The sequence below is a fragment of the Devosia elaeis genome (assembly GCF_001650025.1).
In the GTDB taxonomy this organism is placed as follows: Bacteria; Pseudomonadota; Alphaproteobacteria; order Rhizobiales; family Devosiaceae; genus Devosia; species Devosia elaeis.
In genome coordinates this window covers 129,900-151,754 of sequence record NZ_LVVY01000001.1, presented here as the reverse complement: position 1 = coordinate 151,754, position 21,855 = coordinate 129,900, and the positions used below count along the sequence as shown (strand labels likewise).

Sequence of the window (21,855 nt, the reverse complement as noted above, 5' to 3'; positions counted from 1 at the left end):
TAAAAGCCCATGACCAGGATGCCCGCCGATGAAATGGCGGTGGAGATCACCAGCGGATATTTGAAGCCCCAATGGGCGAAAATCCAGTTGGCGACGAATTTGGCAGCCAGCGCCCCGACGGCGCCGGCAAAGGTCACCATGCCGCTTTCGAAGGGGCTGAGGCCGAAGGCCAGCTGCAGCATCAGCGGAAACAGGAACGGCGTCGCGCCCTGGCCCAGCCGGAAGAAGGTGCCGGCGACGATGGCGATGCGGAAATTGCGCACCTTGAGCAGCCGCAGGTCCAGCAGCGGATATTCGGTGCTCAGCGCATGGCGCATATAGACATAGCCCAGCCCGATGCCCAGCGCGGCGGCGATGACGCCATAGATCGGGGGCAGGGCGGGCAGGCTCACCACCGAGCAGCCGAAGGCGAAGAGCGCGAAGGCCAGGCCCGCCAGCACGAAGCCCTTGCCGTCGATCTTGCGCGGGCGGTTGCGCGCCTCGTTGGGCAGCGCGAAGCCCACCAGCACGATCCCCAGCACGCCGATGGGAATGTTGATGATGAAAATCCAGTGCCAGGAGAAATAGGTGGTGAGAAAGCCGCCGAAGGGCGGACCGACGATCGGGCCGATCAGGCCCGGAATGGTCAGCCAGGCCATGGCGTCCACCAATTGATGCCGCGGCGTCATCCGCACCAGCACCAGCCGCGCCACCGGCCCCATCATCGCCCCGCCCATGCCCTGCACGAAGCGCGCGATGACGAACTCGGCCAAGGATCCGGAAAAGGCGCAGCCCACCGAGCCGATCATGAAGACCAGCATGGCGATGCGGAACACGCGGCGCGCCCCGAAGCGGTCGGCCATCCAGCTCGAAATGGGGATGAAGATGGCCAGGGCCACGAGATAGGCGGTCAGCGCCAGCTTGAGGGAAATGGGATCGGTGCCGATATCGGCCGCGATGGCCGCCAGCGAGGTGGCGATGACCGTGGAATCCATGTTCTCCATGAACACGGCGGTCGCCAGGATCAGCGGGGTCGTCCGGGACAAGTCTCCTCCGGGGCCGTTGCCGGCCGTCTATTCTCTGTGGGCCACGCGATGGCCGGAAACATTGCTGCCCGCATCGGCCGGCAAGCGGAAAAAGATGAGGCCGGCCAGGGCGCTGAGGCCGCCGACCGCGAAAAAGGCGATCTGGAAATCCAATAGGGTCAGCACGCCGCCATTGAGCGCGCTGGAAATTTCGAGGATCGCCCCGGCCACCGCCACCCCGAAGGCGATGGACAATTGCTGGCTCACCGCCACGATGGCCGTGGCCTGGCTGGCTTCCTCGTCCGAAATGTCGGCATAGCCCAGGGCGTTGGTGCCGGTGAAGAAGATGGAGCGCAGCACGCCGCCGACGATCAGGATCAGCATCATCATCGGCACCGGCGTATCGGCGGTGAACAGGCCCTGCGCGGCGATCAGCAATCCTCCGAACAGGGCCGCGAAGCCCAGCACGCGCGGGAACCCGAGCCGCGCGAAGATCCGCTCGGCGATGAACTTGCTCATGATGGCGCCGATGGCCGACACGAAGGTGATGGCGCCCGATTCGAACGGATTGAGCCCGAAGCCGAGCTGCAGCATCAGCGGCAGCAGGAACGGCACGGCGCCCACGCCGATGCGGAACATCGAGCCGCCGCTGATCGAGGAGCGGAACAGCTTGTGCCGGAGCAGTTTCGGATCGAGCAGCGGATATTTGGCCTTGCGGGCATGCAGCAGGTAGAGCGCGCCCGCCGTCACCCCCACGGCCAGCGTCAGATAGCCATAAATGATCGGCAGCGCCGGCAGGCTGACCACCGAGAGCCCGAACACCATGCCCGAAAAGGCCACGGCGGCGATGAAGAAGCCGACCAGGTCCACCGGCCGCGGCGTGCGTTCATCGGGCACGTTGAGATAGATGCCCGCCAGGATGATCCCGGCAATGCCGATGGGAATGTTGATCCAGAAAATCCAGTGCCAGGAGAGATAGGTGGTGAGGAAGCCGCCGATCAGCGGCCCGGTCACCGGCGCCACCAGCGCCGGCACAGTGAGCCACGCCATGGCCGAAACCAGCTCGTTCCGCGGCGTCGAGCGCACCAGCAACAGCCGCCCCACCGGCGTCATCATGGATGAGCCGATGCCCTGGAAGAACCGCGAGAGCACGAAGGTTTCCAGCGAAAAGGAGAAGGCGCAGGCCAGCGAGCCCAGCATGAACACGAAGATCGCCAGCCGGAAGATGTTCTTGGCCCCGAACCGGTCGGCCATCCAGCCGCTGATCGGGATGAAGATGGCGAGCGCCACGAAATAGGCGGTCAGCGCCAGCTTCAGCGCAATGGGCTCGGTGCCGATATCGGCCGCGATCGCCGGCAGCGACGTGGCGATGACGGTTGAGTCCATCTGTTCCATGAACAGGGCAACCGCCAATATGAGCGGGGTGACGCGGATCAAGGCAGGAAACCCGATGAATCGGAGAAGGCCGCGAATGCGACCCGAACCACTATGGGCCGCCCCGCCGCCCGCGCCTAGTCCCAAAATGCGCCCATGCCGTTCCGGGCGCTACCAGTCGGGCATCAGCCCCCGGCACAGCTTGGCATCGGCCGCATGCAGCAGGAATTGCCGGTCATCCTTGCCGGGCGTCAGCTCGAAGGTTTCCTCGCCCTCTTCGGCGCCGCATCCGCCCGTCAGCACGATATAGCCCACGGCCTCGAGATCGACGAGCACGTCGCCATTGCCCCGCCGGGACACATCCACCCCGCCGCCGTCGCAATCCACGCTGCACCGCAGCACCGCGCCATAGGGATGGCAGGTGCTCTGCGCCATGCCGCGCCAGCCGTCGCGCAGGCTCGCTTCGAGCCCATAGGCATAATAGGGCAGCCCGTCGCCCCGGTCCCGGTAGACGATGGCCAGGGCCATCGCTGTCACTTGCTGGTCGGGATGGGCGGCGAGATGGGCGGGGTCGTAGTCGCGCCGCCAGCAGCCGCTCTCCCCGTCCCGGGCCGCCACGGCCGGTTCCTGCGCCGGCACCGCTGTGCAGGCCAATGTCGCCAGGATCGATAGCATCAGCCTTTTCATCGCCGTGCTCCATCGCCGCTATGGCCGCAGCTTACTGCGAAACCGGGCACTAGGCAAAGCCGCCCGCCGGTGCTATTGACCCTCGCCAACCTGAACCCGCGAATCCTCTCCGCCGGTTCACATTCCAATAGATCTGGTTTTTATCAGAAGGCAGGAAAGGTCTGGCCTTGGCGAAGATTATTACTACCATCACCGGCGATGCGGCACTGACCTTCGACGACGTGCTGCTCCAGCCGGCGCGCTCCGATATCCTGCCCACCGAGACCGATATTTCCACCTATGTCACCAAGGACATAGCGCTCAATCTTCCCATCCTGTCTTCGGCCATGGACACCGTCACCGAGGCCAATATGGCCATCGCCATGGCCCAGGCCGGCGGCATGGGCGTCATTCACAAAAACCTCACCGCCGCCGAACAGGCCGAGCAGGTGCGGATGGTCAAGTCCTTCGAATCCGGCATGGTGGTGAACCCCATCACCATCGGCCCGGACGCCACCCTGGCCGATGCCCATGCGCTCATGCAGAAGAGCCGCATTTCCGGCATTCCCGTGGTCGAGAACGGCGGCACGGGCGGCCGGGCCATCGGCAAGCTGGTCGGTATCCTCACCAATCGCGACGTGCGTTTCGCTTCCAATCCCAATCAGCCCATTTCCGAGCTGATGACGCACCAGAACCTCATCACCGTGCGCGAAGGCGTTTCCAAGGAAGAAGCCAAGGTGCTGCTCCATCGCCACCGTATCGAAAAGCTGCTGGTGGTCGACGAGGATTATCGCTGCATCGGCCTCATCACCGTCAAGGACATCGAAAAGGCCCAGCTCCATCCCAATGCCGTCAAGGACGAGCAGGGGCGCCTGCGCGTCGCCGCCGCCTCCACCGTCGGCGATAACGGCTTCGAGCGCTCGCTGGCGCTGATCGATGCCGGCGTCGATCTTCTCGTCATCGATACCGCCCATGGCCATTCCGTCCGCGTCGCCGAAGCGGTCGAGCGCGTCAAGCGCGAGAGCAATTCCACCCGCATCGTCGCCGGCAATGTCGCCACCGCCGAGGCCACCAGGGCGTTGATCGATGCCGGGGCCGACGCCGTCAAGGTCGGCATCGGCCCCGGCTCCATCTGCACCACCCGCATCGTCGCCGGCGTCGGCGTGCCGCAATTGGCCGCCGTCATGGCCTGCGCCGAAGAAGGCGCCAGATCCGGCGTCCCGGTCATCGCCGATGGCGGAATCAAGTTCTCAGGAGACATGGCTAAGGCCTTGGCCGGCGGCGCGTCCTGCGTCATGGTCGGCTCGCTCCTGGCCGGCACCGACGAAAGCCCCGGCGAGGTCTATCTCTACCAGGGCCGCTCCTACAAATCCTATCGCGGCATGGGTTCGGTGGGCGCCATGGGTGCCGGCTCGGCCGATCGCTATTTCCAGCAGGATGTGCGCGACCAGATGAAGCTCGTCCCCGAGGGCATCGAGGGCCAGGTGCCCTACAAGGGCTCGGCCGGCGCCGTGCTCCACCAGCTCGCCGGCGGCCTGCGCGCCTCCATGGGCTATACCGGCGCGCACAACCTCAAGGACTTCCGCGAAAATTCGGTCTTCGTGAAGATTTCCAGCGCCGCCCTGGGCGAAAGCCACGTCCACGACGTCACCATCACCCGCGAAGCCCCCAATTACCGCAGCGGCCGGTAACGGCACCGGCGCCTGATTTCGGCACCTTGCCGCCCCTCAACGCCCTCGGGTCAAGCCCGAGGGTGACGATCCGTGGGTGAGGTAAACGCCGAACCCCTACCTCCCCCTTGATGGGCTTCGAGCCGCCCCGCAGGGCAAATCTCTCCGGTGGAGAGATTTGAGGCGAGAAGGCCATGAGCGCTACGCGCGAATGGCGGGGCGCCGTCCCAAGCACCGGCCCGCACCTCCCCCTTGACGGGGGAGGTAGCGCAGCTTGGCCGAAGGGCCTAGCGAAGCTAGGAGGGGGTGCCGGCAGGCGCTGGCGTGGAAAACAAACACCCTGCCGCCCACCCCCTCACCCGTCTCGGCCTTCGGCCGATCCACCCTCTCCCCGAGGGGGAGAGGAATAAGAGGCGCTGTCCCAAACACCGGCCCCCACCTCCCCCTTGACGGGGGAGGTAGCGCAGCTTGGCCGAAAGGCCTAGCGAAGCTAGGAGGGGGTGCCGGCGGGCAATGGCGTTAGAAAACAAACACCCTGCCGCCCGTCCCCCCACCCCAGCCAGCCATTCGAGCATAGCTCTCATGGCCTTCCCGCTTAAATTCGCTCCACTGGAGCGAATTTGCCTGCGGCCAGCGGGAAGCCCGCAAGGGGGAGGGTGCTGCATCGCGTCTTCCCGGAAAACTTATCCCCGCCCCCTCCACCCCATATTACTCTCCCCCCATCAGCCGGATGGAGATGGGGTTGCAACGATCAACCGCCCGGCGACAGTCGGGAGGCCTCTGCATCGTTAACGGAGGCTGGGTCCGGGGATGGGAAATTCCGGTGAGAGCCGGCCCTAGGAAACCCCCTGCCGGACTTCGATCCGTCCCGCAGGGCAAATCTCTCCAGTGGAGAGATTTGAGGGGAGAAGGCCATGAGCGCTATGCGCGAATGGCAGGCGCCCCGAGGCGGATTGCGTCTCGTTTTTATATTCTGAGGCGGAATCCGCCTCGGGGCTTCCATCGACGTTTCAAACCCGGAGGTTTTTGAACCGGCCGGCACTTCGGCACGCGCGAGCGCTGCCGAAAACCGATTCCATTTCAGCGCCTTGCCGGCGCCACCGGATTCTTCAGCGGAACCTCATCATGCTCTCCATTGCACATTGCCCTTCTCCCGATCGCCCCGCCGGTCTTGCCGTTCCCGCCCGGTTCTGGCTATGGCTGGGCTCCTGCATTTTTCTTGCCCCGAGTGACTGACCATGCGTCTTCCCGGCCGTCTCGCCGCCGCCATCGATGTCTTGACCGATGTGGAGCAGCGCAAGCGCCCCGTTTCGGAGGCGCTCAAGGCCTGGGGGCTCAATAATCGCTTCGCCGGGGCAGGGGATCGTGCCGCCATCGGCAATCTGGTCTATGACGCCCTGCGCCGCCGCGCCTCCCATGCCTTCGCCATGGGAAGCGACAGCCCGCGCGCTTTGGTCCTGGCCGTGGCCCTGCGCGATTGGGGCGAGACCCCTGACAGCCTCGCCGAGGCCTTTGCCGGCGACAATCACGCGCCCGATCCGTTGAGCCCGCAGGAACAGGCCGGCGCCACGGCCGATCTCGCCGCCGCGCCGCCGGCAATCCGCGCCGATATTCCCGAATGGCTCGCGCCATCGCTGGAGCGCGCCTTCGGTTCCGACTGGGTCGCCGAAGGCCAGGCCATGGCCGGCCGTCCCTCGCTCGATCTGCGCGTCAATGCGCTCAAGGCGGCGCCGGAAAAGGTGCTGAAGTCACTGGCCCGTTTCTCGCCGCAGCCGACAGCCATCGCCCCCTTCGGCGTCACCATGCCGGCCGGCCCCCGCGATGCGCGCACGCCCAATGTCACGACCGACGAAGGCTATCTCAAGGGTTGGTTCGAGGTGCAGGACCAGGGCAGCCAGGTCGTCTCCGCCCTGGCCAATGCCCGCGAGGGCGAGCAGGTGCTCGATCTTTGCGCCGGGGCAGGGGGCAAGACCCTCGCCCTGGCCGCCAATATGGGCAATTCCGGCCAGATCTTCGCCTATGACAGCGATCGCGCGCGCCTGGCGCCCATCTATGATCGCCTCAAGCGCAACGGCGTGCGCAATGCCCAGGTCCGCGCGCCCCATCCGGGCGCCCTCGACGATCTCGCCGGCAAGATGGATCGCGTCGTCGTCGATGCGCCCTGCACCGGCACCGGCACCTGGCGCCGCCGGCCCGATACCAAGTGGAAGCTGACGCCGGACCTCGTGGCGCAGCGCCAGGCCGAACAGGCTGCCCTGTTGGTCGAGGCCGCTCATTATCTCAAGCCCGGCGGGACGCTGGCCTATATCACCTGTTCCATCCTTCCCGAGGAAAACGACGATCAGGTCGCCGCCTTCCTGGCAGCTCATCCGGATTTTTCCAGCCTCGACATGGCCGGTGCCTGGCGCAGCGCCCTGATCACCGATCTGCCCGAAGGCCTCGGCACGCCAGGCGGCGGCCTCTGCCTCACCCCGCGCCGCACCAATACCGACGGCTTCTATATCCATCTGCTGCGCAAGGGCGGCTAGGCGGGGAAGGGCCTATCGAATGAACCACCGGCGCTCCGGACACGTTCTCCAGTCGAACCCATGAGTCCGGAGATCGCCATGCCCGCCACCGCCACCGAATATCGTACGCCGCAATCCTGGATCGTGCTTGCCGTCTTCCTGGCTTTGGTCGTCGGCATCGGCGGCCTGATCGGCAGCCAGACCGCTCCCGGCCCCTGGTACGATCAATTGCAGAAGCCGCCTCTCAATCCGCCTAATTGGGTTTTTGGGCCGGTCTGGTTCACCCTCTATGTGCTGATCGCCATAGCCGGCTGGCGCGTCTGGATGGATGATCCGAAATCCACGGCCATGAAATTCTGGGGCGCCCAGATGCTGCTCAACTGGGCCTGGTCGCCGGTCTGGTTCGGGGCCAATCAGCCCTGGCTGGCCTTTGCCATCATCGTGGCCATGTGGCTCTGCATTGTCGGCTTTATCCTCGCCACCAGGTATCGCGATAAACTGGCGGCATGGCTTTTCGTCCCCTATCTGGCCTGGGTGAGTTTTGCGACCTATCTCAATCTCTCCATCGCCCTGCTCAATCCCCAGGCCTAGCGCCGGCGGGCGCAACGCGGCGCTTGCGAAAATCCCATGGCGGGGCTAAAGCCTCGCCATGCTGCACCCAGACAATGCCTCCCTCAACGACACCATTCTCATCGTCGATTTCGGCTCGCAGGTCACCCAGTTGATCGCCCGCCGCATTCGCGAAACCGGCGTCTATTGCGAAATCCATCCCTTCCAGTCGGCCGGCGCCGCCATGGTCGCGCTGCGGCCCAAGGGCGTGGTGCTCTCGGGCAGCCCCGCCTCGACGCTAGACGACAACGCGCCCACCATCGACCCCGCCATCCTCGCCGCCAATGTGCCGATCCTGGGCATTTGCTACGGCCAGCAGGCCTTGTGCATGGCGTTGGGCGGCAAGGTCGAGGCCGGTCACCATCGCGAATTCGGCCGTGCCGAACTCACGCTGCAAAAGGCCAATTCGCTCTCCGAAGGAATCTGGGATATCGGCACCGGCCACCAGGTCTGGATGAGCCACGGCGACCGCGTCGTGGCCCTGCCGGAGGGCTTCGAGGTCGTCGGCACCTCGCCCAATGCCCCCTTCGCCATGATCGCCAACGAGGCCCGGCGCATCTGGGCGGTGCAGTTCCATCCCGAAGTGGTGCATACCCCCGACGGGGCGAAGCTCTACGCCAATTTCGTACACCGGATTTGCGGCATCCAGTCCAATTGGACCATGTCCGCCTATCGCCAGAAGATGATCGACAAGATCCGCGAGCAGGTCGGCAGCGGTCGGGTCATCTGCGGGCTCTCCGGCGGCGTCGATTCTTCGGTGGCGGCGGTGCTGATCCACGAGGCGATCGGCGATCAGCTTACCTGCATCTATGTCGATCACGGCCTGATGCGCCTGAACGAGAGCGAACAGGTCGTCACCATGTTCCGCGACCAGTTCAACATTCCCCTGGTCCATGTCGATGCATCCAGGAAATTCCTCGGCGAGCTGGAAGGCCAGTCCGACCCCGAGACCAAGCGCAAGATCATCGGCCGGCTCTTCATCGAGGTGTTCGAGGAAGAAGCCAGGAAGCTCGGCGGCGCCGATTTCCTCGCCCAGGGCACGCTCTACCCCGACGTGATTGAATCGGTTTCCTTCACCGGCGGCCCCTCGGTCACCATCAAGTCCCACCACAATGTCGGCGGTCTGCCCGAGCGCATGAACATGCAGCTCGTCGAGCCGCTGCGCGAATTGTTCAAGGACGAGGTCCGCGCCCTGGGCCGCGAGCTTGGCATTCCCGACAGCTTCATCGGCCGCCACCCCTTCCCGGGGCCGGGCCTGGCCATTCGCTGTCCCGGCGGCATCACGCCCGAAAAGCTCGACATTCTCCGCCAGGCCGACGCCATCTATCTCGACGAAATCCGCAAGTCCGGCCAATACGACAAGATCTGGCAGGCCTTTGCCGTCCTGCTGCCGGTGCAGACGGTCGGCGTCATGGGCGATGGCCGCACCTACGAATTCGTCTGCGCCCTGCGCGCCGTCACCTCCGTCGATGGCATGACCGCCGATTTCTACCAGTTCGACATGAACTTCCTGGGCAAGACGGCGACCCGCATCATCAACGAAGTCCGCGGCATCAACCGCGTCGTCTACGACGTGACCTCGAAGCCGCCCGGCACCATCGAGTGGGAGTGACCTCCGGCGGCTTCTAGCGGCGGTGGCAGGCGGCCCGCATCGGACCACCTTCGTTCGCTAGGCCCCGAATGCGGGGTGATAGGTGACGTCGCCCTTGGCCGGTGGGCCGACGAGGATCAAACGCTGAAAATAGGGCGACGGCGCGCCGCCATAAGTCAGGTTCGGATCGCTCTCGAAACCGAAACGGCCATAATAACCGGGATCGCCCAACAGGACGCAGCCCGCGGCCCCCAGCGTCCGGAGCTGGTCGAGCCCGGCCCGCATGAGCAATGTGCCGATCCCCCGGCCCTGCCTGTCCGGACTGATCGAGATCGGCCCAAGGCCATGCCAGTCGCCCTCGGCACCGGGGATGCCCACGGGCGAAAATGCCACGTGACCGACAATGTCGTCCTGGTCGATGGCAACGAGAGACAGGGTCAGCGCCTGCGCTGCCCTCAGATTTTCGATGATGCGCGCTTCGGTCCCGCTGCTGTAGGGCGCAGTCTTGAACGCCGCGGTGGTGATCGCGCTGATGGTGGCGACGTCAGCCGGTCGCTCTGCTCTGATTTCCAATGTGGTGAACCTCTGTGAAAGCCAAAATGCAAGCCAGCGCCGCATCGCGGATCACGCAATACGGGCAGGCTGCGATCACGCGTCTCAAGCGAGACGGCTAGAAGATTCCCACAATCATGGCCGGACAATTAGGCGAGCTGCAGGCCATTGGCAATCCCGTCCCGAAGCTCTCCCTGACTGTTCTCTGGTCACAAATCGACGCCGCGTGCTGGCTGTGATTGACTCTCGATCCGCTCCTGTGTTTGAGTGAACAAAACAGGAACATGGTGGTGATCATGGAAGAACCCGATCTGTTTGGCACGACGCCAAGGCGCGTCGAGCACCGGACCTATTTCGCTCTTTATCCGCCGCCAGACATCGCGGTGCGGCTCGAACGCTATGCGCAGGACCTGACTCGGGGTCGTTTTGCGCGGCGCATCGTCTCCGCCTCCCGGCTGCATATTTCCCTCAATGGCCTGCAGCGGGGTGAACAATTGGCGCCCGAGCAGACTGAGGACGCGCTGCTGATCGGGGAGGCCATCCGCCGTCCGCCTTTCGATCTGGTTTTCGATCGGGTCCAGACCTGGGATGGCGGCCGCGAGCAGGCGCGGCGTGGCCCCGCGCCAACGGTGCTGTGCTGTTCCGAGCCGCCCCGCGAGGCCAAGGCGCTCTATGAAGATTTGCGGCGGCGGATGCAGGAGGCCGGCATGCGCTCGGGCCGCAGCGCCTTCAATCCGCATATCACGCTCTTTTACGCGCCGGGCCGGTTGCCGACGCGGACGCTGCCACGCCCGCTTCGCCTGCATGTCGACCGGTTCTGCCTGGTGCATACCGCGACCGGCGCGATGCGGCCCGATTATCTCGCGTCCTGGCCGCTCAAGCTCTGATCAGGGGGCGGGCTTGGGCAGGACAGGGGCCATCAGCCGCCGCAGCCGGCCGAGCAAGGCCATGGCCGCCGCCTCCACCGGCTTGCGGAAGCGCCATTCGAAGAGATTGGCGAAGACCACGGCCATGATGAAGGTGGACGCGATGACGATCCAGAGCGCGACCTGTGCCGGCAGGTAGCGATCCAGCGTCGCCAGCATGCTGATGCCGATATTCTCGTGGATCAGGTACCATGAAAAGCTCAAGAGCCCGATCTGCGCCACGCTCCAGGTCACGCCCGGAATGGCGGAGATGGCGCCGCCCCGGATGAAGCGGACAAAGAGCAGCGCCAGCCCGAGATAGACCAGGGCGCAGATGGTGGCGGGTGCCCAGCCCTGCGGGCCGAAGGGGGATGCCTCCACCCAGACGATCACGGTCGACAGGACCAGGTTGGCCGCCAGCAGCCGTCCGGTGCCGGGGCGCCCCTGTTCATATTGCCAGCCCAGCAGGCCCACGGCGAAGAAGGACAGGTAGGGGGCGATGGTGAGGAATTTCAGCAGCGATTGCGGTGTGATCGAGCCGCTGCCGCTCAGAAGGGTGGACCCGATCCACACCAGGCCCGTGACGATCGCCATGATGCCGAACAGCCGGCCGAACCGGCCCCGGTCCGGGAAGAACCCCGCCAATAGCGCCACCAGCGCATAGAATTTGACCTCGACGGCGATCGACCAGAAGGCGCCGTCCACCCATTCTCCCAGCTCGCCCACGAAAAACAGGTTCAGCACCACATCGAGCGGTCCTGGCTCCACCTCGTGGAAATTCGCTTCCGGTACCGAGGGGACGTGGAACACCACTCCGAACAGGAACAGCAGCAGCACCGCGGCGACGAAGGCCGGATAGATGCGGGAGAAGCGGCGGGCCAGGAACTGGCTGACGCTGGCCGAGCGCTCCAGCGTCATGAAGATGCAATAGCCCGAGATGATGAAGAAGAAATAGACCCCGACCCAGCCGAAAAACACCGGCAGGGGCGCGTCCTCGCTGATATTGAGAGCCGAGCTGGGCAGGCGCGCGGTGAAGTGGAACAACACCACCAGCAATATCGCCACACCCCTGAAGAAGTCGATCGTCTGATCCCGCGTGCCGCTCATGGAAACCTGCCTGTTTGCGCCGCAATCTATACTTCGCCGGTCGGCGCGGCACCTGCGGGCTCAAACCACGGTTAATGGCGTCAAACAGGCCACTGCATGCGGTTTGCAATCCGGGGGGCGCATGATAAAGCTGCCGCCAATTCCTGAACCCATCCACGGCCGGCCATGTCCAACGAGAACATCTTCCGCGAAATCGACGAAGAGCTGCGCTCCGACCGCATGCGCGCGATGTGGCGGCGCTTCGCGCCCTTCGTGATTGGTGGCGCCATCGCCATCGTGGTGCTCGTCGCCGCCAATGAGGGCTGGTCCTGGTACACCAAGAGCCAGTCGTCCCAGGCGTCGCAGGAGCTTTATGCGGCGCTGGACACGGCCGGACGCGGCGATCTGGCCGCGGCGCAGACCCAGCTTGATCAGCTCGCGGCCGATGGCTCGGGCGGCTATCCGGTCCTGGCCGAGTTCCGCAAGGCGGCACTCCTGGCCGAGCAGGGCGATGTACAAGGCGCTGTTGCGGCCTATGACGCCCTGGCCAACAGCCAGTCCAATATGCGCCTGCGCGAGCTGGCCCTGCTGCTGGCCGGCAATCTCCTGGTCGATGGCGGCACGCTCGCCGAGGTCGAAGCCAGGCTCGGCACCCTGGCCACCGACGATAGCGCGATGCGTCGCGTCGCGCGCGAATTGCTCGGCCTGGCCCAATACAAGGCTGGCGATTTCGCCGCCGCCGAAGCGAGCTTCCAGGCCGTGCTCGATGATCCGCTGGCCACTTCCAGCCTCCGGAACCGCATGGCCTATTACATGGCCCAGATGCTGTCCGAAGGCACGGTGAGCGCCACCTCCGAGGCCGAAGCCGCTCCGGCCGAGGACCAGGCCGCCGAGCCGGTTGCCGAATAAACCGGCTCCGCCGAAGGGAATACCGTCATGACGGTCACGCTAGCCATTGTCGGTCGTCCCAATGTGGGTAAATCCACTTTGTTCAACCGCCTGGTCGGTCGCAAGATCGCCCTGGTCGACGACACGCCCGGCGTCACCCGCGACCGCCGCGAGGCCGAAGGGCATATTGCCGATCTCACCTTCCGCGTGCTGGACACGGCGGGCTATGAGGACGTCAAGGACGGCTCCCTTGAAGACCGCATGCGTCAACAGACCGAGCTGGCCATCCGCGAAGCCGATATCATCCTGTTCATGATCGACGCCCGGGCCGGCGTCGTGCCGCTCGATCAGCGCTTTGCCCAGGTCCTGCGCAAGGCCGGCAAGTCCGTGCATCTGGTCGGCAACAAGGCCGAGAGCAAATCCGCCGAAGCGGGGCTGGTCGAAGCCTTCAAACTCGGTTTCGGCGAGCCCATCGCGCTTTCCGCCGAACACGGCCTGGGCCTTTCCGAACTCTATTCCATCGTCTCGGCGGCCATCGACAAGGCGGAAGCGATTCAGGCCGATGCGGTTGCGGCCGCCGGCGATCTCGATGTCATGCCCGATGTCGATGTCGATATCACCCCGGACATGCTGGAAGGCGAGGGCGAGGAGGCCACGCTCCGCTGGAACCCGCGCCGCCATCTCAACGTCGCCATTGTCGGCCGGCCCAATGCCGGCAAGTCCACCCTGGTCAACCGCATGGTGGGCGAAGATCGCGTCCTGGTCGGGCCCGAGGCCGGCATTACCCGCGATTCCATTCTCGTGCCCTGGGAATGGGAAGGGCGCACCATCAACCTTGTGGACACGGCCGGCATTCGCCGCCGCTCCCGCGTTCAGGAAAAGCTCGAAAAGCTGGCCGTGGGCGATAGCCTGCGCTCCATCCAATATGCCGAAGTCGTCGTGCTCCTGCTCGATGCCACCATTCCCTTCGAAAAGCAGGATCTGGCCCTGGCCGATCTGGTGGAGCGCGAGGGCCGGGCCATGGTCATCGCGCTGAACAAATGGGACCTGATCGAGGACAAGAACAAGGCCCTGGCCGAATTGCGGGAGGCCTGCGAGCGCCTGTTGCCGCAGCTGCGCGGCGTGCCGCTGGTCACGCTGTCGGGTCTGACCGGCCGCAATATCGACAAGCTGATGGATGCCATCTTCACCATCGAGCGCAGCTGGAATGCCCATGTGTCCACCGCACGCCTCAATCGCTGGCTGGCCGGCATGATCGAGGGGCATCCGCCTCCGGCCGTGTCCGGGCGCCGGCTCAAGATGCGCTACATGACCCAGGCCAAGACGCGCCCGCCCAGCTTCATCATCTTTGCCTCCCGTCCCGATGCCGTGCCCGCGTCATATCAACGCTACCTGGTCAACGGCCTGCGCGAGGCCTTCGACATGCCCGGCACGCCCATTCGCCTGTGGATTCGGGGCGGCAAGAACCCCTATGACGACAAGACCAAGCGTCGCATCGGCTGATCGGCGGCATTGATAGCGCGGGACATTTCCCCAGGGGCGCTATTCAATCGTCACGGATTTGCCCTATAGTGCGCGCGTCGTAGCACCCCGCCATTGGTCGCGGCGTGTCAACATTGCACTTTGTTGCTTACAGAAATCATCATCGTCGTCGTTCTGACCCTGGTCAACGGCGCTCTGGCCATGTCCGAACTGGCCGTCGTTTCTTCCCGTCCCGCACGTCTCAAGGTCCTGGCCGATCAGGGTAATAAGGGCGCCGCAATGGCCATCAAGCTGGCCGAGGATCCGGGCAAGTTCCTGTCTTCCGTACAAATCGGCATTACCCTGGTGGGTATTCTGTCGGGTGCCTTTTCCGGCGCCACGCTTGGCCTGCGCCTGGCGGAATGGCTGCGCGAGGTCGGCGTGCCGGCCAATGTCGCCGATATCGGCGGCACCGGCCTGGTCGTCGTCGCCATCACCTATCTTACCCTGATCCTGGGCGAGCTGGTGCCCAAGCAGGTCGCCCTGCGCAATCCGGAGGCCGTCGCCTCCCGCGTTGCCCCGCCCATGACGCTTCTGGCGCGCATCGGCACGCCCATCGTCTGGTTCCTCGATATTTCGGGCAAGACCGTGCTGCGGCTCCTGGGGCAGGGCGGCCAGGCCGAGGAATCGGTCACCGAGGAGGAAGTCCGCACCATCATCGCCGAAGCCACCACGGCCGGCATTCTGGAGACCGAAGAACATTCGATGATCTCCGGCGTCATGCGTCTGGCCGACCGTTCGGCCCGGGGCATCATGACGCCGCGGCTCGACGTGATCGTGGTCGATGTCGAGGACACGTTTGAGGAAAACCTCAAGACCATCGTGGCCAGCAGCCATTCCAAGGTCCTCGTGCAGGAGGGCGACGCCGATTCCATCCTCGGCGTGCTTTCTCTCTCCGATCTGCTGCCGGCGCTTGCCGCCGGCCAGCAGCCCGACCTGCGCAAGCTGGTGCGTCCGGTCCCCGTGGTCATGGAACACGCCGATGCGCTCGACGTGATCGACGCCATCCGTCAATCCACCGCCCAGATGGCGCTGGTGGTGGACGAATACGGCCATTTCGAAGGCATCATCACCTTCGGCGATGTGCTGGAGGTCATCACCGGCGTCTATATCGAGGAGCCGGGCGACGAACCCGCCGTGGTGCAGCGCGCCGATGGCTCGTGGCTGGTGGCCGGCTGGATGCCCGTCGACGATTTCCGCGAGCGCTTCAAGGTGCCGGTCCCCAAGGACGCACGCTATGAGACACTGGCGGGCTTCGTGCTGGCCAGTATCAATCACCTGCCTGCGGTGGGCGAAACCTTCGAGCGCGATGGCTGGAAGTTCGAGGTCGTCGACCTCGACGGCCACCGGATCGACAAGGTGCTCATCGCCCCCCTGGTGGTGCCGAGCTAGAGCAGTCCACATTCGGCTGGGACCCACGGCACCATCGCTTCCCTCCCCCTTGAGGGGAGGGAATGAGGGTGGGGGTCCATCAGTGGACAACTGGACCACCCCCACCCACCGATCGTCACCCTCGGGTCAGGCCCGAGGGCGTTTGCGGTACACCCCAAAAACAAAGAACCCTCGGGTCAGGCCCGAGGGTGACGATCGGGGATTGGGTTGGATGGCCCGGCTCATTGCCGGGCCTTTTTCACAGGCTCATCCCGAACCAGACAGCGCCGCCATACGGCCCGAGCTCTTTGAACGATTTGCTCCAGAAGGCGATGCCGCCCGCATTGCCGGCGCTGGCGCCCAGATGGATGCCCTTCACGCCGGCGGCGCGGGCCTGCTCCACCCATAGATCGAGCAATTTCGTGCCGATCCGCTGCCCGCGCAGGCGCGGCAGCAGGTTCATGTGGATATGGGCAGGGTAGGGCCCCACCAGATGCGGCAGGGCCCGGTGCGGCGCCATAATCGTCGCGATCCGCTCCCGGTCGGCCGCGCTCATGCCCTCGGCATCGGCATAGATCGTGCGCAGCTTCGGCCACCATTCGGCGTCCAGCCGGTCCGAGAAGCGCTCGCTGTCATGCGTGCCGACCACATAGCCGGCCACGCCTTCGGCATCTTCGGCCACGAACACGTGCTCCGGCTCCAGCACGCCATAGGGCGCCGCATAGATATGCCCCACCAATTGCGGGTCGTTGTGGAGCGGGCTGGCATCCTTTCCGGCATCCCCGGTGCGCAGGCAGATGCTGTAGAGCGCGTCCAGGTCGTCCGGCCGATAGGCGCGCAGCGTCACCATGCTCAGATGTCTTCGAAACGGCCGCTGTCGATATTGAACAGCCGGCCCTGTTCGTTGAGCGCCGGGCTCAGCAGGTCGACCAGTGGCGGCGCAATCGTCTCGGGCGTCGGCAGGGTTTCCGGATTTTCGCCCGGCATGGCCTTGGCGCGCATCGCGGTGCGCACAGCGCCGGGATAGAACACATTGGCCCGCACCTTGGTCTCCGCCACTTCCCCGGCATAGGATTTGACCAGGGCATCCAGCGCCGCCTTGCTGGCGGCGTAGAGGCCCCAGAACGGCCGCGCCGAGCGCGCTGCCGAGGACGAGACGAAGACGGCGCGCCCCGCTTCCGATTGGCGCAGCAACAGGTCCAGCGAGCGCAGCAGCCGGTAATTGGCGGTGACGTTGACCGCGAGAACCTTGTCGAAATCGTCCGGCTTGATATGGGCCACGGGGCTCAGCACGCCGAGTTGGCCGGCATTGGCGATCAGCCCGTCCAGATGGCCCCAGCGCTCGAAAATGGCGGCGCCCAGCCGGTCGATGGCGTCGCCGTCGCGCAGGTCCAGCGGCACCAGCGTGGCCGAACCGCCCCCGGCCTGGATCGCATCGTCCAGGTCCTCGAGGCCGCCCACGGTGCGCGCCACCGCGATCACATGTGCGCCGCGCCGCGCCGCTTCCAGTCCGGCCGCATAGCCGATGCCCCGCGATGCCCCCGTGACCAGCACGACCTTGCCGGTCAGTTCCTTATTCTTGGTCATTAACCCGCTTCCTTGAGCAGCGAAATCTGCTTGGGGTCGCTCATGGTCCGCCCGTTGAGATCGGTCAAGTGCGTGGGATAGTCGCCGGTGAAATAATGGTCGGTGAATTGCGGGGCCTGCGCATTGCGCTTCTCCCCGCCCACGGCCTCGTACAGCCCGTCGATGGACAGGAAAGCCAGCGAATCCGCGCCGATATAGCGGCACATGGCGTCCAGGTCCGCATATTGATTGGCCAGCAGCTTGTCCGGATCGGGCGTGTCGATGCCGTAATAATCGGAATGGAAGATCATCGGGCTGGCCACGCGGATATGCACCTCGGTCGCGCCCGCGTCGCGGATCATCTGCACGATCTTCACCGAAGTGGTGCCCCGCACGATGGAATCGTCGATCAGCACCACGCGCTTGCCGGCGATTTCGGCCCTGTTGGCCGAATGCTTGAGGCGCACGCCGAAGGCGCGGATTTGCTGGGTCGGCTCGATGAAGGTGCGGCCCACATAATGGTTGCGGATAATGCCCAGCTCGAAGGGAATGCCGCTCTGCTGCGCATAGCCGATGGCCGCCGGAGTGCCGCCATCGGGCACCGGCACCACCACATCGGCCTCCACCGGCGCTTCCTTGGCCAGGTTGATGCCCATGTTCTTGCGCGCCTTGTAGACGCTGCGGCCCGAAACCACGGAATCGGGCCGGGCGAAATAGACATATTCGAACAGGCACGGCCGCTCGGGCGTCTTGCGCGCCGGCTTGCGCGCATCAATGGTGATCGAGCCGTCCGGCTGGATTTCGCAGATGATGACTTCGCCGTTCTCCACGTCGCGCACATATTTGGCGCCCACGATGTCCAGCGCGCAGGTTTCCGAACAGAAGATCGGCTTGCCGTCGAGCTCGCCCATCACCAGCGGGCGGATGCCCACCGGGTCTCGCGCCGCGATCAGCTTGGTGCGGGTCATGGCCAGCATGGCATAGCCGCCTTCCATCTGCCTTATGGCGTCGATGAAGCGGTCGGTGCTGGAGGAATGGCGCGAGCGGGCGATGAGATGCAGCACCACTTCGCTGTCGGAGGTCGACTGGCAGATGGCGCCGGTGGCGATGATCTGCCGACGCAGCGTCAGCCCATTGGTGAAATTGCCGTTATGGGCGATGGCGATGCCGCCCACTTCCAGTTCCGCGAACAGCGGCTGCACGTTGCGCAGCGCCACTTCCCCGGTGGTGGAATAGCGCGTGTGGCCGATGGAGATATTGCCCGGCAGCTTCGCCAGCACGGCGGGGTCGGTATAATGGTCGCCCACCAGGCCCATGCGCTTTTCCTGGTGGAATTGCTGCCCGTCGAAACTGACGATGCCCGCCGCCTCCTGTCCGCGATGCTGCAGGGCATGCAGGCCCAGGGCGGTCAGGGTCGAGGCATCGTCATGCCCCAAAATGCCGAACACGCCGCACTCTTCATGCAGCGTGTCGCCGTCGAGATTGAAATCGTCATCGCTGGGATGGGTCACCGGGGGCTCCATGCGAAATATGGCTACGGCTGTCTGCCAATAGCGCATTTTCCTGCCGGCCACCAATGAACTGTGCGGTCGGCAGGCTTGCGGCGGGCGCTGCCCGCCATCAGCCTGGCGTCAGGCCTGCGGTTCGACTGTGCCGTCGACGACGGGGTCGGTCGGATCCACCGTGCCGTCGACGCTGGGATCCAGCGGGGCGGGCGGGGCCGGCGGATCTTCCGTCAGATTGGCGCCGCCACCCTGCAGGATATCGGTCACCTGCTGCTCGAGGCCTTCAGGCAGCATGGAGATGAGCGTGTCGCCCATGTTTTTCAAGTGCGGCAGCGTCTGCGCATTGGCCGCCCAGTCGGGCAGGTTGTTGGGCAGCAGCCACAGGCCGAAAATGGTGATGACGATGGCGATGAGCACGCCGCGCAGCACCCCGAAGACGAAGCCCAGCGTCCGGTCGATCGGTCCGATGCGGCTGTCCACCACGAAATCGGCGATGCGCATGGTCAAAAGGTGCAGCACGATCAGCGCCACGATGAAGGTCACCACCACGGTGGCGATATCGGCCACGACCGGCTCGGCGATATATTGCCGGGCGATGTCGGGATGATATTGCCACATATAGACGGCGATGGCGGCGGAACCGGCCCAGGTCGCCAGCGAGAGCACTTCGCGGGTCAGGCCCCGCGCGGTGGCCAGGATCGCCGAGATCAGCACCAGCACACCAACACCAACGTCGAACGCTGTCAGCATATGTCTTTTCGCCTGTTTTCGAGCCGCCCCGGCTAATTCCGGCGACCAATAAACACTTTAGCGCGCCCTGCCAAGACTAACCGCCAATGCGGACCCCAATCTTGTCGGAAACAATCTGTTTACCATGCATCGGGCTCCGGTTCCGGCATGGGATGCTTTGCCTGTGCCGCGATCCGACTGACCATGTCGGTCAATTGCGCATATTCGGTGACCTCGAGATCACTATTGCGGTCCGCATTGCCGAGCTTGCCGGTCACCACCGAGCCGAACCCCAGCTTTTGCGCCTCGCGCAGCCGCAAGGCGGCATGCACCACCGGGCGGACGCCGCCCGCCAGCGAGATTTCCCCGAAATAGACCGCATCGGCCGGCAATGGCGCCCCGGTGAGCGAGGAGATCAGCGCCGCCGCCACCGCCAGGTCCGCTGCCGGCTCGTTGATTTTGAGCCCGCCGGCCACATTGAGATAGATGTCGTTGGCGCCGATCCGCACCCCGCAACGCGTTTCCAGCACCGCCAGCACCATGGAGAGGCGCGAGGAATCCCAGCCCACCACGGCCCGGCGCGGCGTGCCGAGCGGGGAGGGGGCCACCAGCGCTTGGATTTCGATCAGCAGCGGCCGCGTGCCCTCCATGCCGGCAAAGACCGCTGAGCCCGCCGCATCCTTGTCGCGCTGGTCCAGGAACAGAGCGGAGGGATTGGCGACCTGTTCGAGCCCGCGCTCGGTCATGGCGAAGACGCCGATCTCGTCGGTGGCGCCATAGCGATTCTTCACTCCGCGCAGGATGCGAAACGTGTGGCTGCTGTCGCCTTCGAAATAGAGCACGGCATCCACCATGTGCTCGACCACGCGGGGCCCGGCGATCTGCCCGTCCTTGGTGACATGGCCCACCAGCACCACGGCCGCACCGCTTTTCTTGGCCAGCCGCGTCAGCGCCTGCGCCGAGGTGCGCACCTGGGTCACCGTGCCCGGCGCCGAATCGACGCGGTCGGTCCACAGCGTCTGGATGGAATCGATGATGACGAGGTCCGGCGGCGGCCCGTTTTCCAGCGTCGCCAGGATGATCTCGACATTGGTTTCGGCCGCCAGCAGCACGCCGGCTTCGCCCAGGCCCAGCCGCTGTGCCCGCAGCCGCACCTGCGCCACCGCCTCCTCGCCCGAGACATAGACGACGCGCTTGCCCTTATTGGCCAGCGCCGCCGCCGATTGCAGCAGCAGCGTCGATTTGCCGATCCCCGGATCGCCACCCACCAGCAACGCCGATCCCTTGACGAAACCGCCCCCGGTCACCCGATCCAGCTCGGCCAGGCCGGTCACCACCCGCGCCGCGCTTTCCGTCTCGCCGGACAGCGGCACCAGATTGGCCGGCCGGCCATTGGCCTTGGCCGCCTTGGGACCCGCGCCGACGCCCGAATCCACCATTTCCTCGACGATCGTGTTCCATTCTCCACACGCATCGCACCGCCCCTGCCAACGGCTCGACACCGCCCCGCAGGATTGGCAGACAAAACTGGTCCGGGATTTTGCCATCTAGCTCTTCTTCTTATCCGCGCGTCGAGAAGCGCCCGTCCCACGCGATGTCATCCCCGCGAAAGCGGGGACCTCCGTTTGCGATGCAGCGCCGTGCACAGAGGTTCCCGCTTTCGCGGGAATGACGTCCAGTTTCTCTCTGAAACCGTGCCGGGCTGGATCCATCTATACCTTCCCCCGGTCCCCGCACCGCTCCGCCAGCTTGCGGACCGTGTTCCAGTTGCGCGCCGTATTGAGCCCGCAATGCTTGTCGATCAGCCGGATCAGCCGACCCGATTGCGCCACGTCGCGACTGAAGTCCACCACGAGATGGTTCTGCACCACATGGATGGCCTCGGGGCCTTCATAATGGTCGAGCCAGCCGAAATCGGGTCGGGGCGTGGCGAAAAAATAGACCCCGGTCTGCGCCGGCCGGCTCTCCGCCGCGTCCCGCACCGGATCGGCTTCGACCAGCTTCCGCAATGCGGCTGGGCTGCGCAGCACTGGCACGACATTCTCGCCCAGCCCGAACCCGCGCAGCACCGCGATCATCGCCTCGCGCGCCTTGGCCTCCGTGCCCCTGTATCCGGCGATCATGTTGCCCGTATTGCCCAGCGTTTCCGCCGCCACGAACCCGGCCTGTTCGGCGGCCTCCTGCCATTGCGCCATGCGCATCAGTCGATGCGTCGCCGGGCCGATGGCGCGCAGCAGGATGACATAGGTGGTCAGCGTGTCGGGCATGCCGGTCCGGATCTATTGGTGTGCCGGACCCTAGCAGCGCGCCT

19 protein-coding genes are annotated in these 21,855 nt (G+C 65.2%); 8 read left to right on the top strand and 11 right to left on the bottom strand.

Features of this window, described 5'->3' with window-relative positions:
* From A3840_RS00755 to A3840_RS00745, 3 genes are all read right to left on the bottom strand, one after another.
* Positions 1-1,025 (bottom strand): MFS transporter (locus tag A3840_RS00755; protein WP_067450344.1); only part of this gene is annotated, 1,025 nt, incomplete at its 3' end.
* A 27-nt stretch (positions 1,026-1,052) separates the two neighbouring features.
* Positions 1,053-2,441 (bottom strand): MFS transporter, encoded by a 1,389-nt coding sequence (locus tag A3840_RS00750; RefSeq protein WP_082903537.1) that lies wholly within the window; start codon positions 2,439-2,441, stop codon positions 1,053-1,055.
* 108 nt (positions 2,442-2,549) lie between these two features.
* A complete protein-coding gene (locus A3840_RS00745) occupies positions 2,550-3,065 on the bottom strand; it encodes a hypothetical protein (RefSeq protein ID WP_131798199.1) in 516 nt (171 codons plus the stop codon).
* A 167-nt stretch (positions 3,066-3,232) separates the two neighbouring features.
* On the opposite strand from A3840_RS00745, the gene guaB reads away from it, so the two are divergent.
* The 4 genes from guaB (at position 3,233) to guaA (ending at position 9,442) form a co-directional block, all read left to right on the top strand.
* Positions 3,233-4,735: an IMP dehydrogenase gene (guaB, locus tag A3840_RS00740; RefSeq protein ID WP_067450339.1), complete on the top strand. Its 1,503-nt coding sequence runs from the start codon at positions 3,233-3,235 to the stop codon at positions 4,733-4,735.
* A gap of 1,217 nt (positions 4,736-5,952) precedes the next feature.
* Positions 5,953-7,242, top strand: a complete 1,290-nt coding sequence (locus A3840_RS00735) for an RsmB/NOP family class I SAM-dependent RNA methyltransferase (RefSeq protein ID WP_067450336.1) — start codon at positions 5,953-5,955, stop codon at positions 7,240-7,242.
* Between the two features lie 78 nt (positions 7,243-7,320).
* Positions 7,321-7,812 carry a TspO/MBR family protein gene (locus A3840_RS00730; protein ID WP_067450405.1) on the top strand — a complete coding sequence of 164 codons (492 nt, stop codon included), beginning with the start codon at positions 7,321-7,323 and terminating at the stop codon, positions 7,810-7,812.
* A gap of 58 nt (positions 7,813-7,870) precedes the next feature.
* Complete coding sequence (guaA, locus tag A3840_RS00725) at positions 7,871-9,442, top strand: glutamine-hydrolyzing GMP synthase (protein WP_067450333.1); 1,572 nt, start codon at positions 7,871-7,873, stop codon at positions 9,440-9,442.
* Between the two features lie 57 nt (positions 9,443-9,499).
* Here guaA and A3840_RS00720 read toward each other — a convergent pair whose 3' ends face one another.
* On the bottom strand, positions 9,500-9,994 hold the full coding sequence (locus tag A3840_RS00720) for a GNAT family N-acetyltransferase (RefSeq protein ID WP_067450329.1): 495 nt from the start codon (positions 9,992-9,994) through the stop codon (positions 9,500-9,502).
* 275 nt (positions 9,995-10,269) lie between these two features.
* Here A3840_RS00720 and A3840_RS00715 point away from each other — a divergent pair, with 275 nt between their 5' ends.
* On the top strand, positions 10,270-10,860 hold the full coding sequence (locus tag A3840_RS00715) for a 2'-5' RNA ligase family protein (protein ID WP_165603096.1): 591 nt from the start codon (positions 10,270-10,272) through the stop codon (positions 10,858-10,860).
* On the opposite strand, the gene A3840_RS00710 is transcribed toward A3840_RS00715, so the two are convergent.
* Positions 10,861-11,985 carry an acyltransferase family protein gene (locus A3840_RS00710; RefSeq protein ID WP_067450324.1) on the bottom strand — a complete coding sequence of 375 codons (1,125 nt, stop codon included), beginning with the start codon at positions 11,983-11,985 and terminating at the stop codon, positions 10,861-10,863. It abuts the gene before it with no gap.
* 165 nt (positions 11,986-12,150) lie between these two features.
* On the opposite strand from A3840_RS00710, the gene A3840_RS00705 reads away from it, so the two are divergent.
* From A3840_RS00705 to A3840_RS00695, 3 genes are all read left to right on the top strand, one after another.
* A complete protein-coding gene (locus tag A3840_RS00705) occupies positions 12,151-12,873 on the top strand; it encodes a tetratricopeptide repeat protein (RefSeq protein ID WP_067450320.1) in 723 nt (240 codons plus the stop codon).
* Between the two features lie 27 nt (positions 12,874-12,900).
* Complete coding sequence (gene der, locus A3840_RS00700; protein ID WP_067450317.1) at positions 12,901-14,355, top strand: ribosome biogenesis GTPase Der; 1,455 nt, start codon at positions 12,901-12,903, stop codon at positions 14,353-14,355.
* A gap of 138 nt (positions 14,356-14,493) precedes the next feature.
* Positions 14,494-15,765: a hemolysin family protein gene (locus tag A3840_RS00695; protein ID WP_067450402.1), complete on the top strand. Its 1,272-nt coding sequence runs from the start codon at positions 14,494-14,496 to the stop codon at positions 15,763-15,765.
* A 238-nt stretch (positions 15,766-16,003) separates the two neighbouring features.
* On the opposite strand, the gene A3840_RS00690 is transcribed toward A3840_RS00695, so the two are convergent.
* The 6 genes from A3840_RS00690 to A3840_RS00665 form a co-directional block, all read right to left on the bottom strand.
* Positions 16,004-16,594: a GNAT family N-acetyltransferase gene (locus A3840_RS00690; protein WP_067450314.1), complete on the bottom strand. Its 591-nt coding sequence runs from the start codon at positions 16,592-16,594 to the stop codon at positions 16,004-16,006.
* Positions 16,595-16,596: 2 nt separating this feature from the next.
* Entirely contained in the window at positions 16,597-17,331 is a 735-nt protein-coding gene (locus A3840_RS00685; protein WP_067450311.1) for an SDR family NAD(P)-dependent oxidoreductase, read from the bottom strand.
* Complete coding sequence (purF, locus tag A3840_RS00680; RefSeq protein ID WP_067450309.1) at positions 17,331-18,833, bottom strand: amidophosphoribosyltransferase; 1,503 nt, start codon at positions 18,831-18,833, stop codon at positions 17,331-17,333. The genes A3840_RS00685 and purF overlap by 1 nt, the downstream gene beginning before the upstream one ends.
* A 108-nt stretch (positions 18,834-18,941) precedes the next feature.
* A complete protein-coding gene (locus tag A3840_RS00675) occupies positions 18,942-19,565 on the bottom strand; it encodes a CvpA family protein (protein WP_067450306.1) in 624 nt (207 codons plus the stop codon).
* A gap of 119 nt (positions 19,566-19,684) precedes the next feature.
* Positions 19,685-21,091, bottom strand: coding sequence for a DNA repair protein RadA (gene radA / locus A3840_RS00670; protein ID WP_067450301.1), 1,407 nt, complete (start codon positions 21,089-21,091; stop codon positions 19,685-19,687).
* A gap of 165 nt (positions 21,092-21,256) precedes the next feature.
* Positions 21,257-21,811, bottom strand: a complete 555-nt coding sequence (locus A3840_RS00665; protein WP_067450296.1) for a DUF1697 domain-containing protein — start codon at positions 21,809-21,811, stop codon at positions 21,257-21,259.
* Between the last annotated feature and the right edge of the window lie 44 nt (positions 21,812-21,855).